Source organism: Bacillus sp. NPDC060175 (assembly GCF_042728695.1).
Classification (GTDB): domain Bacteria; phylum Bacillota; class Bacilli; order Bacillales; family Bacillaceae_G; genus Bacillus_A.
The window spans coordinates 58,894-71,554 of record NZ_JBHWYR010000022.1; the positions used below are offsets into that span (position 1 = coordinate 58,894).

Annotated in this window: 19 protein-coding genes; 13 read left to right on the forward strand and 6 right to left on the reverse strand. The window is 35.5% G+C overall.

Annotated elements, in window-relative coordinates:
- Positions 1–41 precede the first annotated feature (41 nt).
- Positions 42–269 (forward strand): hypothetical protein, encoded by a 228-nt coding sequence (locus tag ACFWDE_RS13530; protein ID WP_002111500.1) that lies wholly within the window; start codon positions 42–44, stop codon positions 267–269.
- Position 270: 1 nt separating this feature from the next.
- Here ACFWDE_RS13530 and ACFWDE_RS13535 read toward each other — a convergent pair whose 3' ends face one another.
- Positions 271–663, reverse strand: a complete 393-nt coding sequence (locus ACFWDE_RS13535) for a DUF1885 family protein (RefSeq protein ID WP_377892834.1) — start codon at positions 661–663, stop codon at positions 271–273.
- 133 nt (positions 664–796) lie between these two features.
- Between ACFWDE_RS13535 and ACFWDE_RS13540 the strand changes: the two genes are divergently transcribed.
- From ACFWDE_RS13540 to ACFWDE_RS13555, 4 genes are all read left to right on the forward strand, one after another.
- Complete coding sequence (locus tag ACFWDE_RS13540) at positions 797–1,093, forward strand: DUF3055 domain-containing protein (protein ID WP_000462037.1); 297 nt, start codon at positions 797–799, stop codon at positions 1,091–1,093.
- Between the two features lie 195 nt (positions 1,094–1,288).
- Positions 1,289–1,417 carry a GapA-binding peptide SR1P gene (locus ACFWDE_RS13545; RefSeq protein WP_002111499.1) on the forward strand — a complete coding sequence of 43 codons (129 nt, stop codon included), beginning with the start codon at positions 1,289–1,291 and terminating at the stop codon, positions 1,415–1,417.
- Positions 1,418–1,476: 59 nt separating this feature from the next.
- A complete protein-coding gene (locus ACFWDE_RS13550; RefSeq protein ID WP_002146000.1) occupies positions 1,477–1,605 on the forward strand; it encodes a GapA-binding peptide SR1P in 129 nt (42 codons plus the stop codon).
- Positions 1,606–1,649: 44 nt separating this feature from the next.
- A complete protein-coding gene (locus ACFWDE_RS13555; RefSeq protein ID WP_002111497.1) occupies positions 1,650–1,778 on the forward strand; it encodes a GapA-binding peptide SR1P in 129 nt (42 codons plus the stop codon).
- A 37-nt stretch (positions 1,779–1,815) separates the two neighbouring features.
- Here the strand turns inward: ACFWDE_RS13555 and ACFWDE_RS13560 are convergent, their stop codons facing one another.
- Complete coding sequence (locus ACFWDE_RS13560; protein WP_377892835.1) at positions 1,816–2,646, reverse strand: protein-glutamine gamma-glutamyltransferase; 831 nt, start codon at positions 2,644–2,646, stop codon at positions 1,816–1,818.
- A 452-nt stretch (positions 2,647–3,098) separates the two neighbouring features.
- A complete protein-coding gene (gene speA / locus ACFWDE_RS13565) occupies positions 3,099–4,571 on the reverse strand; it encodes an arginine decarboxylase (protein WP_377892837.1) in 1,473 nt (490 codons plus the stop codon).
- Positions 4,572–5,061: 490 nt separating this feature from the next.
- Here speA and ACFWDE_RS13570 point away from each other — a divergent pair, with 490 nt between their 5' ends.
- Complete coding sequence (locus ACFWDE_RS13570; RefSeq protein ID WP_377892839.1) at positions 5,062–6,165, forward strand: RNA-guided endonuclease TnpB family protein; 1,104 nt, start codon at positions 5,062–5,064, stop codon at positions 6,163–6,165.
- A gap of 276 nt (positions 6,166–6,441) precedes the next feature.
- Positions 6,442–6,711 carry a UPF0223 family protein gene (locus ACFWDE_RS13575; protein ID WP_002146003.1) on the forward strand — a complete coding sequence of 90 codons (270 nt, stop codon included), beginning with the start codon at positions 6,442–6,444 and terminating at the stop codon, positions 6,709–6,711.
- An 88-nt stretch (positions 6,712–6,799) separates the two neighbouring features.
- On the opposite strand, the gene ACFWDE_RS13580 is transcribed toward ACFWDE_RS13575, so the two are convergent.
- Positions 6,800–7,426 carry a YktB family protein gene (locus ACFWDE_RS13580; protein ID WP_377892841.1) on the reverse strand — a complete coding sequence of 209 codons (627 nt, stop codon included), beginning with the start codon at positions 7,424–7,426 and terminating at the stop codon, positions 6,800–6,802.
- A gap of 205 nt (positions 7,427–7,631) precedes the next feature.
- Between ACFWDE_RS13580 and ACFWDE_RS13585 the strand changes: the two genes are divergently transcribed.
- Complete coding sequence (locus tag ACFWDE_RS13585; RefSeq protein WP_002088326.1) at positions 7,632–7,820, forward strand: hypothetical protein; 189 nt, start codon at positions 7,632–7,634, stop codon at positions 7,818–7,820.
- Positions 7,821–7,908: 88 nt separating this feature from the next.
- Complete coding sequence (locus tag ACFWDE_RS13590) at positions 7,909–8,700, forward strand: inositol monophosphatase family protein (RefSeq protein WP_377892843.1); 792 nt, start codon at positions 7,909–7,911, stop codon at positions 8,698–8,700.
- Positions 8,701–8,744: 44 nt separating this feature from the next.
- Here the strand turns inward: ACFWDE_RS13590 and ACFWDE_RS13595 are convergent, their stop codons facing one another.
- Positions 8,745–8,924 (reverse strand): DUF5325 family protein, encoded by a 180-nt coding sequence (locus tag ACFWDE_RS13595; protein ID WP_000400127.1) that lies wholly within the window; start codon positions 8,922–8,924, stop codon positions 8,745–8,747.
- 140 nt (positions 8,925–9,064) lie between these two features.
- Here ACFWDE_RS13595 and typA point away from each other — a divergent pair, with 140 nt between their 5' ends.
- From typA to ACFWDE_RS13610, 3 genes are all read left to right on the forward strand, one after another.
- Entirely contained in the window at positions 9,065–10,909 is a 1,845-nt protein-coding gene (gene typA, locus ACFWDE_RS13600) for a translational GTPase TypA (protein ID WP_002146007.1), read from the forward strand.
- A 160-nt stretch (positions 10,910–11,069) separates the two neighbouring features.
- A complete protein-coding gene (locus ACFWDE_RS13605; RefSeq protein ID WP_002066917.1) occupies positions 11,070–11,372 on the forward strand; it encodes a YlaH-like family protein in 303 nt (100 codons plus the stop codon).
- Between the two features lie 16 nt (positions 11,373–11,388).
- Positions 11,389–11,664: a hypothetical protein gene (locus ACFWDE_RS13610; protein ID WP_377892846.1), complete on the forward strand. Its 276-nt coding sequence runs from the start codon at positions 11,389–11,391 to the stop codon at positions 11,662–11,664.
- Positions 11,665–11,699: 35 nt separating this feature from the next.
- On the opposite strand, the gene ACFWDE_RS13615 is transcribed toward ACFWDE_RS13610, so the two are convergent.
- Positions 11,700–11,900 (reverse strand): YlaI family protein, encoded by a 201-nt coding sequence (locus tag ACFWDE_RS13615; RefSeq protein WP_002111485.1) that lies wholly within the window; start codon positions 11,898–11,900, stop codon positions 11,700–11,702.
- A gap of 145 nt (positions 11,901–12,045) precedes the next feature.
- Between ACFWDE_RS13615 and ACFWDE_RS13620 the strand changes: the two genes are divergently transcribed.
- Positions 12,046–12,501, forward strand: a complete 456-nt coding sequence (locus tag ACFWDE_RS13620; protein WP_377892848.1) for a PNPOx family protein — start codon at positions 12,046–12,048, stop codon at positions 12,499–12,501.
- Positions 12,502–12,661: the final 160 nt, after the last annotated feature.

The window sequence follows — 12,661 nt, forward strand, 5'->3', positions numbered from 1 at the left end:
CATATATTAATAAAATAGAGCATGTCAAAGGAGAAGGTTCCATGAAAATATTACATGTTATATTTTATCATTTTCTATTATGGAGTGGTTTTTCCATTGTATTAACATTATCGAATGGTGATAAGTTTCATTATAAAGTAATACTTTTTTTCGTATTTCTTTATTTAGCATATGTGATTGCATGTTTTCTATTACACGTAAGGAAGCAGGCTTTATTACTTACGTGTTCGAATTGTATACTCTTTTTAATTCTATTCTCTATTTTTTAAATTAACGTTTATAGAAATACATTGTTCTTCCATTAAATAGTTGTAACTCTCCTTCTAATTTCTTCGCTAGAAAACGGCTAAATTCATTTGCTTTTCCTTTATCACCAAATGTTGCTGTAGTAGGTAAAGAAACCTGAATGAAAGATTGTTCCTTTTCTATTCCAATCCCCACATAAATAGAATCATATCGATCGTGACTTGATTGGAGTTTTAATGTTGTTGCTGATGTATCTAATATTTCATAAGGAAAAGCTGTATTTGTATAAGCATAATTAATTTGATCACCAGTCTTGGAAGTAACGGTTTTATAGTTATGAAAAAGGTGTTTTATATCTTCTATTGAAACAGATTGTTGATTAGATTTAGGTACAAGTGTGATAAAAGCGTGTTGCATACAAATTTCCCCCTAGTTTAGTAGAATAATATCATTCTACATCCTACTGAATTTTTTGACAATTAAAAGGAGTATTACTTTTTTTGTTTAATATATTATGAATAGGAAGTGTTATTTAGAAAGGTGGAAACTCATGTTTGAAAAATTGTATGATGAGCATGAAAGTGTGAAGGTACGATTTTTAGGATTTATGACGCATGATACACGTTATGATTTTGGAGTTATTTATACAAATATGTTTTTTGGAAAGCCACTTATTGTTTGTATGCAAACAGGGAGATCTACTTTGCTTGGGCGAGATGATGTAGAAAATGTTCCATATATACAAGAAACTTTTAAGTTAGGATCGGAAGAGGAGGCGGAGGAATTAGCTCAGTTTTTTAAATTTCTTGTTCCGTCTACTTCTTTGCATGCGGAGTATGAAGAATAATTAGCAAGAAACAGTCGTATGTATGAAATATGGCTGTTTTTTTGTGTTAATATCGCATACTAATTTAATTTTAAAATATTTAATGTGTTATACTAAAAACCTATTGACGTAAAAAGTATAGCATATTAAAATAAAGACAGAAAGTTAAGCGGTTACAAAAGTTTTTGGGATTATAAACTTAGGGGGAAATGAAAAATGGGAACAATCGTATGTCAAGATTGTGAAGGTACAATTGCACACTTCGAGGATGAGAAAGTAACGGTACTTTACGGGAAATGTGGATCTTGCGGATGTGAGCACACAGAACATACAAAAGCCCAATAATTGATAGGAAATGGACAACTAAAAGTTTTTAGGACCATAAACTTAGGGGGAAATGAAAAATGGGAACAATCGTATGCCAAGTTTGTGAAGGAACAATCGGACATTTTGAAGATGAGAAAACGACAGTACTTTATGGGAAATGTGGTTCGAATTGTGACTGTGCTAGTAGAGAAAATGCGAAAGCTTAATCATATATAAGTAGATTATTCTTAAAACTCAGGGGGAAATGAAAATGGGAACAATCGTATGCCAAGTTTGTGAAGGAACAATCGGACATTTTGAAGATGAAAAATCAACAGTACTTTATGGGAAATGTGGATCTCATTGCGAATGTGACCATACAGAACATACAAAAGCTTAATAATTAAGAAAAAACGCCTACACATGTAGGCGTTTTTTTAATAGATTGTAGTTGTATGTCCGACTGTTGCAACGATTGCATCATCTCTAATAGGAATAAATCCTATTGATGTTTGTGGCGTGTTAGGAGCGGCATATTGACTCATCATACGGCTATCAATACGAGTAATAAAATCGGTTAAATAAGCTGAAATAAAAGCATAAGGAATCCTTCGTTCATTCAATGAATAAATAATTTCCTCTTTCGTTTTTACGCCTACGCCATGTCCGTAAAAAAAGAAGTTTCCTAGATAGATTGTATTTTCTCCTTGCCACTCAATCGTAGCTGGATTAACTTGTGGGTTTTTAAAGTAAACGAGGTCACCTGGAACGATATCGCCACTCGTTTTTGTTATGAGCTTTAAGTCGCGATCGTAGTCCCATGTATAAAGTAAGAGGTTTGCGAATAGACGGTTGAAAGTTTTTTCCTCATATAATGATAGTAATGCTTTGTAAAAAATGATAATCATTGCGGTGGCACATTCAGTTCCGTATAGTTTTCCGTTTTTAAAAATATCTTGGAGGGCAATAGAGGGTGGTACGTTTGGGAGTAGTTGAAATCCGCCAAGTGATGTTCTTTCCCAAAACTGAGGGTTGCAAAAAGATTGTTGAAACGTACGAAACTGAAATCCACTTTGAAAAAGTTCTAGCGCGGAAGTAATAATATTAACTCGTAAATTAAGATCAAAGCTGAGTTCATCGGCTGTTCGGAAGGAATAAACTTCTTGATTTCCCGCCATTATGGATAAAATCTGTTGTTTTTCAGCTGCAAATGGCTCATATTCATTTGTGATATAAGGGTGTACAATAGAACGGCCTATCACAATCATAATGGTATCCCCACCTATACGTTACAGATTTCGCGATACGGGAAAGCCTATATTGGACTTTAGTCCGCCTTTAGACATAGGATGAAAGTATCGCTTTTTCATAGAAAAACATTTATATTTTGGTATACGTTAACTATAGACAAGTACAAGTCTTTAAAACGCCAATGTGTTCCTTGAATAAAAGATGTCATATGGAGTTCGATAGCCGAGTTCAAGCATGATATGTGTCGTCAAGAACAAAGCGCTAAAACACCTGAACACGAACCTATACGGTCTGTTGTGAGAGTGGTGATGGCACACACCGCAATCTTGCACGTCAGCGATACCAGAAGACTTCGCCTTTCATAGCAAGAATCCCACTGACGTTAGTCAGCTGGCCCCATTAGGGGTGGGAATGTCAAATTCTTTAGTATCGTATGAAAAAAAGAGAAAAAAGGTGAAAGAAAAGCCTATCAACTGATAGGCTTGTACTCTTTAATAACACGTAATGTTTGTAATGTCATATCTTCGGGACCTTGTACAGGTAACCCAGCTTCTAAATTTTTACGAATATACTCTAAGTTATCTTGTGTAATAATTTCCCCCGGAGTAAAGATTGGAATCCCTGGCGGATAAACCATAACAAAATCAGCTATAATACGACCTGCTGCGTTTTCAAATGGAATGACTTCTGTTTCTGAATAAAAAGCATCTCTAGGAGAAAGTGCTAGCACAGGTATTTCTGGTATTTCTACTTGTACCTGAACACCTTTATCTGCTCTATTTCTGTATGTTGCTGCTAAATCTTGTAATGCTGTAATAAGTGTATCTGTTTCACTTTCTGTATCTCCAAATGTGATAAGACAAAGTATGTTATATAAATCAGAGAGTTCTACTTCAATGTTGTAATGCTCTCTAAGCCATACTTCAGCCTGATGGCCTGTAATACCTAAATCTTTTACAGATACAATTATCTTTGTAGGATCATAGTTAAAAGTAGCATCTGTACCTAGCATCTCTTTTCCAGGACAATAAAGATGCTCAATAACATTTATAGCATCACGAACATGTTCAGCTAATTGTATTGTTTGTTCTATGAGAGCTGTTCCTTCTGTAGCAAGACGTTTTCTGGCAACATCAAGAGATGCTAACAAAATGTAAGAAGTTGATGTAGTCGTAAGCATGCTAATAATGGATTGAACATGTTTTACGTTAACAAGACCCTCTTTTACATTAAGAATAGAGCTTTGGGTTAAAGACCCTCCTAATTTGTGAACACTTGTTGCTGCCATATCTGCACCTGCTTGCATAGCTGACATCGGCAGTTCATCATGAAAATGGATATGAACACCGTGAGCTTCATCAACAAGTACAGGCATATCGTAAGAATGAGCTAATTCTACAATCTGCTCTAAATCTGCAGCAAACCCAAAATATGTTGGATTTATAACAAGTAAGCCTTTCGCATCTGAGTGCTCTTCAAGAGCTTTTTTGACAGATTGAATTGTGATCCCATGTGAAATGCCGAGCTTCGGATCAATCTCAGGATGCATGAAAATTGGTTTTGCACCTGAGAAAATAATAGCTGACATTACTGATTTATGCACATTCCGTGGCACGAGGATTTTATCCCCAGGACCGCAAACGCTCATCACCATTGTCATAATTGCACCACTTGTACCTTGAATAGAAAAGAACGTATGATCTGCACCGAAAGCAGCGGCTGCTAAATCCTGTGCTTCTTTAATCATACCTTTTGGATGATGTAAATCATCGAGCGGTGCAATATTAATTAAATCAATTGCTAATGCATTATGCCCAATAAATTCGCGAAATGTAGGATCCATGCCCTGTCCTTTTTTATGACCAGGAATATGGAATTGAACTGGATTTCGCTTACTGTGCTCAACTAAAGCGGTAAACAATGGTGTTTCGTATTGGGACAATCTATACACCCCTTCTTCTTCGTAATATTTATTAGAGTTTGTTTTATATGATTTCATCTCATTCTAAAAGGAAATTAAGATGGCAAACTTTTAGAACTTGACTTGTTTTTCTGCCATTCGCAAAAGCCTTTTTGGGGATGGTAGTCTCACTTTATTCTCTATAAAACAAAAGCATTATATCACCAATAATTATAGATGTATAGAAAAATCTCATTTTCAAGGTGAGTATGTTTAACGCATTATCCGAAAGAAGTCTCCTTCCTCAAGCGTGTGAAGGACGATAGCAAAGCGGTAGGTGGGAGATGAATTGCGGTTTGGTGGCGTAGCCAAAAAATTGGTTTTCCTATTTATTTCGCCTCTGCTATAATCAGTCTTATAAGAGGTAATGTTTGGTATGACAATGAAATGAGATAATCATGTAGTGTTCATGTTGTGTTATCACCGCCATAGATAAAGTAGAAATGTTTATGGGAAAGTGAGATGAACGGATATGACAAAGCATAATAAGGCGTACAAATTTCGTCTGTATCCAACAGAAAAACAAGCCTATTTGATACGTAAAACATTCGGGTGTGTACGCTTTGTGTATAATAAAATGCTGGCTGAGCGGAAAGAAGTATACGAAACGTACAAAGAGAACAAGGAAGAACTGAAGAAACAAAAATTCCCTACTCCTGCGAAATACAAAGTAGAGTATGAATGGTTGAAAGAAGTCGATTCATTAGCATTGGCTAACGCTCAATTAAACTTGCAAACTGCTTATAAGAATTTTTTTAGTGGTCAAAGTGATTTTCCTACATTCAAAAGTAGAAAATCCTATACAAAGAATAGAGTAAACGGAAATATTATGTTATTTCATGGCTATATCAAATTACCGAAACTAAAAATGGTGCGACTGAAACAACATAGAGAGATACCGCAAAACCATATCATCAAATCATGCACGATTTCGATGACACCAACCGGTAAGTATTACGTATCTGTCTTGACCGAATATGAAAAGGAAATCCTTCAAAAAGAAGTAGAAAGTGTAGTTGGATTAGACTTCGCAATGGCTGAATTGTACGTGAGTAGCGAAGATGAGAAAGCCGATTATCCTCGCTTTTATCGTCAGATGCTGGACCGATTAGCAAAGGCACAACGAGTATTAGCAAGACGTGTGCAAGGCTCAGCACGCTTTAATAAACAACGGATCTGTGTAGCGAAGTTGCATGAAAAGGTCGCCAATCAACGTAAAAATTTCCTTCATCATAAGTCTAAAGATTTGGTTACTCATTTTGACGTTGTAGCAATCGAAGACTTACATATGAAAGGAATGTCACGAGCACTTCGCTTTGGTAAGAGTGTAGCGGATAACGGTTGGAGGATGTTCACGACATTTTTAGCATATAAGCTACAAGAACAAGGAAAACAGTTTGTAAAAATAGATAAATGGTTTCCTTCTACAAAGATGTGTAGTCGTTGTGGAAACAAAAAAGAAATGTCATTATCTGAACGTACGTATGAGTGTTCGTGTGGACTAACAATAAGTCGTGACTATAACGCAGCTATCAATATCAAAAAGGAAGCTATCCGCTTATTAGCGTTGGCATAAATAGTAACAAAATAACCTTTGGAACAAGGGAGTTAGCTCGGCTGTCTTAAGACAAATTCGTTAGCTATCAAAAGTAACGATGAACCGAGCAGTCCTCACTTTAAGTAAGCTCGTAAGAGATACTAAGTGGTGGGTAGTTCACATATCGCAAAGAGGAAGACAATTCCATTGAAATGGATAAATGGTGTATAATGCAGAGTGGCTATAGTGAAGAATAAAAGATTCTCTTAAAGGTAGCATAATGGAAAAAGAAAGAATACTGAATGAGGTGCAAAAATGGAATATCAATATCCACTTGATTACGATTGGTCAAATGAAGAAATGGTAGCAGTTGTAAAGTTTTATGAAGCGATTGAAAAGGTATATGAAAAAGGAGTTTTGAGAGAAGATTTGATGGAATTATATCGTCGTTTTAAAGAGATTGTGCCATCGAAGGCAGCGGAGAAAACAATTGATAAAGAATTTCAAGAAGTAAGTGGATATTCTATATATCGTACGATTCAAAGAGCAAAAGAAGTAGCGGAAAAAAAGATTGTCAAAATGTAAAAATATTTTGAAAAATAAAATACAAAGTGCTATAATGTGATAACAACTAAAAACGGACAATATAAATTGTCCGTTTTCTACTATCGATTTATCGATTAGAAATCGCATATAAAGGAAGGAGTGATTGCATCGTAGATTCAATCTTAGCAAGGAATTGTTCGTTGGTCATTGCTGAAAACTCCTCTGGTGATATATGAATACCGACTAATAATTCTGCTTTTTTCACAGTAGCTAAACGTTCAATCATCTTTTGTAAGTCTTCCGTTTCAAGCGTTTTATGTAATTTTACACCTGGTTTAGTATGGTCAATGGACCAAACGAAGTCATTTGGAATATTTGTTTTTAAATCATTTAAATGTTCTAAGAAGGCGTGAGCCGTCTCCACTTTTTGTGGACACTCATAGATTAAACCAAAGTATATGAAGGCATGAGTACCCCATAAACCAATTTGGAAGTGTGGTAACATTTTATATCCACGTTTATTTGTTGAAAAAGCAACCCAAGTATCGTTTGGTGGATTGACTTTGCGGCGTGCATGTTTTGCTACATGGTAGAAAAAGTTTTCATCGGTTTGTTGTGATAAATATTCTGCAAACTGTCCCCCTAAAGCGTCTAGCTTAGGATGAATATTCGTTTTAATTGCGCTCATTCGTTCTTCAAGACCATCAACAGTAAAGACTTCAAAATCAGTTGATGTGAATGTTTGTAGTGTCATGATTGTTCCTCCAACTCCTATTTTGTTTTAATTTTAGCATAGCTTGTACTATTCATAAAAAAAACAGCACAAAAAAATTTAAATAAAAAAATATAATTTTGTTGCATAGATGATTTATCCAACATAGTATAGTATAAAACAAAAAATCAGAAAATTGAATCAATTCTAGTCCGAGGGCAGACGAATATTGGGAGGAGGCAAAAAAATGAGACAGGTGATTAATGCGTTAAAGAGAACAGATGCTGAAAAGAGAATTCCGGTGCTACGTTTGGAGCTAGATTATGAATTAGCAACTTTATATGATGCGATGATGGATAACGACAACCAGAAAAAAGAAGAGTGCGTACAAAAATTAGAAGTGTTAAGACTTGAAATGATCCGTTTAGAAGCGTAATAATAGTATATGTATAAATAATTAGTTGGTGCGAACCTTATAAAGGGTTCGTTTTTTCTGTGAACAGTATAGATCGGAGTGTTTAAACATGCAAGAAGTATGGAAAGACATCGATACACACGCGAAACAGTGGATTCGAGAAGCGGGAGAACATTTAATGGCGTCACTGAAAAAAACACTTATTATAGAAACAAAGTCAAATGCAGCTGATCTAGTAACAAACATGGACCGAGAAACGGAGCAGTTTTTAATTGGGAAAATTAAAGAAACATTCCCGGATCATAATATTTTAGGAGAAGAAGGCTATGGAGATGAGATTACCTCTTCTAATGGGGTTGTTTGGTTAATTGATCCAATTGACGGCACGATGAACTTTGTTCATCAAAAAAGGAATTTCGCAATCTCAATCGGGATTTATGAGAACGGTATCGGAAAGATTGGTCTTATTTATGATCCAGTTCATGACGAACTATATCATGCGGTAAAGGGAGAAGGGGCTTTTTGCAATGATTTGGCTATTCCCATGTTGGAAAAAGGAACGGTAGAGCATGGAATTATAGCTTTGAATGCGATATGGCTTACTGATAATCCATTGCTTAATATGGAAAAAATGATGATGCTCGTTAAGAAGGCGAGAGGTACGAGGTCATATGGTTGTGCAGCGTTAGAAATGGTATATGTTGCAACGGGAAGATTAGATGCATATGTAACACCGCGCTTATCGCCATGGGACTTTGGCGGGGGACAGATTATTGTAGAAGAAGTTGGCGGTAAAGTGACAACGTTCTTGGGAACACCTCTTTCTATTGTAGAGAAAAGCAGTGTGTTAGTTGCAAAACCAGGAGTATACGAAGAATTATTACCATTTGTATCGCAATAATAAAAAAAAGTAAGAGGCATAAAGAAGCTTCTTACTTTTTAATGTTATTGCGATTTACGCATTTTTCTTTTTGTTACAAAACCGTATCCGACTGTAACAAATGTGCCGATAATGCAAATGATAATGCCGATGGGACTATTTTCAGCAATCATAATTCCGATACCAATTAAGAAGATAACACCGATAATTGCTGTTAATAAAAAGCGATATTGAATGTGTTCCATTTCTTCACCCTCCAATCTCATTTTACTTTCACAAAAGTAAGAATACAACTATATTTTCATTCTTGATTTTATTTTGATTGCCATTGTATCCCCTTCGCTCTTATAATAGAGAAGGATTAAAAAGACATTAGGAGTTGGACATGTTGAAAAAACGACAAGATTTACGAAATATAGCAATTATTGCCCACGTTGACCATGGTAAAACAACACTTGTTGACCAGTTATTACGTCAAGCGGGGACGTTCCGTGCGAATGAACATATTGAAGAACGCGCAATGGACTCAAATGATCTAGAAAGAGAACGTGGTATTACAATTTTAGCGAAGAATACTGCGATTCACTATGAAGATAAAAGAATTAACATTTTAGATACACCTGGTCACGCTGACTTCGGTGGAGAAGTAGAACGTATCATGAAAATGGTTGATGGTGTTCTACTTGTTGTTGATGCATATGAAGGTTGTATGCCACAAACACGATTTGTTTTAAAGAAAGCTCTTGAGCAAAACTTAACTCCAATCGTTGTTGTAAACAAAATTGACCGTGACTTCGCTCGCCCTGATGAAGTAGTTGATGAAGTAGTTGACTTATTCATCGAACTTGGTGCAAACGAAGATCAATTAGAGTTCCCAGTTGTATTTGCATCAGCAATGAACGGAACAGCAAGCTTAGATTCAAATCCAGCAAATCAAGAAGAGAATATGAAATCATTGTTTGACACAATTATTGAACATATTCCAGCACCAGTTGATAACAGCGAAGAGCCACTTCAATTCCAAGTAGCACTTCTTGATTACAATGACTATGTTGGTCGTATCGGGGTTGGACGCGTATTCCGTGGTACAATGAAAGTAGGACAACAAGTTGCATTAATGAAAGTTGACGGAAGTGTAAAACAATTCCGTGTAACTAAATTATTTGGTTACATTGGATTAAAACGTCAAGAAATTGAAGAAGCAAAAGCTGGAGATTTAGTAGCTGTTTCAGGTATGGAAGACATTAACGTAGGTGAAACGGTATGTCCGGTTGAGCATGAAGAGGCTTTACCATTATTACGTATTGATGAGCCAACACTACAAATGACATTCCTTGTAAATAACAGCCCATTTGCAGGTCGTGAAGGTAAATTCATTACATCTCGTAAAATTGAAGAGCGTCTTCGTTCACAATTAGAAACAGATGTAAGTTTACGTGTAGATAATACAGATTCTCCTGATGCATGGATCGTATCTGGACGCGGGGAATTACATTTATCTATCTTAATTGAAAACATGCGTCGTGAAGGTTATGAACTACAAGTATCTAAGCCTGAAGTAATTATTAAAGATGTCGATGGCGTAAGAAGTGAGCCTGTAGAGCGCGTACAAATCGATGTGCCTGAAGAATACACTGGTTCTATTATGGAATCAATGGGTGCACGTAAAGGTGAAATGTTAGATATGGTGAATAACGGAAACGGTCAAGTTCGCCTTACTTTCATGGTTCCAGCACGTGGTTTAATTGGTTACACAACAGAATTCCTAACATTAACTCGTGGTTATGGTATTTTAAACCACACATTTGATTGCTACCAACCAGTACATGCTGGACAAGTGGGTGGACGTCGTCAAGGTGTTCTAGTTTCACTTGAAGCAGGAAAAGCATCACAATACGGTATTATGCAAGTTGAAGATCGCGGTGTAATCTTCGTTGAACCAGGTACAGAAGTATATGCGGGTATGATCGTTGGAGAACATACACGTGAGAATGATTTAACAGTTAACGTTGTAAAAATGAAACAACAAACTAACATTCGTTCTGCGACGAAAGATCAAACTTCATCAATGAAAAAACCACGCTTAATGACTTTAGAAGAGTCATTAGAGTACTTAAACGATGACGAGTTCTGTGAAGTAACTCCAGAATCAATTCGTCTACGTAAAAAGATTCTTGATAAGAGTGAGCGCGAAAGAGCTGCTAAGAAAAAGAAATCTGTTGAAGCATAAAATAATAGAACAGCTACCTTTTATAAAGGTAGCTGTTTTTTTGTTTTATGTTTATTTTTTTAGAATATTTACTCTTTTTTGTGGACAGTATTTTTTTTGCGAGTTACTCTTGTATTAAGTACATAAAGAGAATTTGTTTCATGAGAAGAGGTGAAAGATAGTGTTAGAAAGAATGTCATTTTTCGCGAAACTTTGCAAAGTTGATGAAAATCCAGAGTTAGGGATGTGGTTGCTTTATGGAACAATAATTTTATTAAGTGCACTTGTATATAATTTAGGATTTGCAAGGAAGCTATCGGTACTAAAAAATATAGTGATATATACATCTTTAGCAATTGGATGCACGGTATTAACTTTTTTTGCAGTTTTTTTACCCGTTGGAGAGGGGCTCGTTGTAGCGGCAATTGTACTTGGAATTTATAGACTGCGTTTACGTCAAGCTAAACAACAAAAAACAGGGTGAAAAAGGAGGGGCTTTCATGCGCTCAGTACAAGATGCACTATATAATTGGTTAACAATTAAAACGGTTGCGGAAGCACGTCCAGATGATAGCGCTGCACAAGAAACGTATGTATTATTTCAAAATATGATATATGAAGAGCGTAAATTACGAAATGTAGAAGTTGAAAAGAACGAGGAAATGTATTTGATTACATATGAAATTGATGGAGAAATAAGGTGTGCAAGATTTCCGGTAGAAGCCATTGATTGTTTTTTGGATCAGATGAATCGTGAACCAGAAAAATACAAATAAGTCCTTATCTATATGATTAAGGACTTATTTCCGGTTTACCAATCGTCTTCTACTTTTTTATCACGATATAATCGGAAATTACCACTCGCATGGCGTTCCATAGTACGCTCTGCAATTCGTTCCGTACATTCCATGCACATATATGTATGAATAGGGCGATTACGCAGTTTTTTTGCCATAGGATTTTCGTCATCTAACATATCTTTTTTATCACAAATCATACATTTGACTCTCATTTCGTCACCTCAATACGAATTCTATCAGTATAAGTATATCATGGAAGTATAATGTTTTTGAATAATAGCGGGAAAAAATAATATTTTCGCAATTCGAAAAATAGGTTATGATAAGGATATATAAATAATATTTGGAGGTGGAAATATGGCGAATGTAGTTGAGCCTACATTGACAGGTGATTTAGTACAATCTTTGCGTAAAGAGTGTATCGTTATGATAGCAACAACAGATTTCGAAAAACAAATTCCTAACGTAAGTGCTATTTCTTGGGTATATGCAGTGAGTGAAACTAGTATTCGATTTGCGGTAGATCAACGCTCACGTATTGTGGGGAATATACGGCATAGTGCAGGGGTTGTATTGACTATAATGGCGAATGAATCCGTATTTTCCATAAGTGGTGAAAGTGAAATTTTAACAGATAGAATGGAAGGGATTCCTCTAAAATTAACGGTAGTAGAAGTGACTGTGCAAGAAGTTCGTGATGTTATGTTTTATGGTGCGAAACTTGCTACTGAACCAACATATGAAAAAACATATGATCTTCGAGCTGCTAAAAAGCTTGATAATCAAGTATTAGTAGGAATGAAAGAATTATAAAGAAGATGAATAGGAACATCGTTCATAAACTTTTACAAGTGAGTATTGTGATTTAATGTGAAAAATTATAATTAAAAGTAATATATTGAATAGAAATGAATAAAAAATAAAGAAAAGGTTTAATTTCTATGAATTTCGATTCTACCTCGTTTTTACGGTA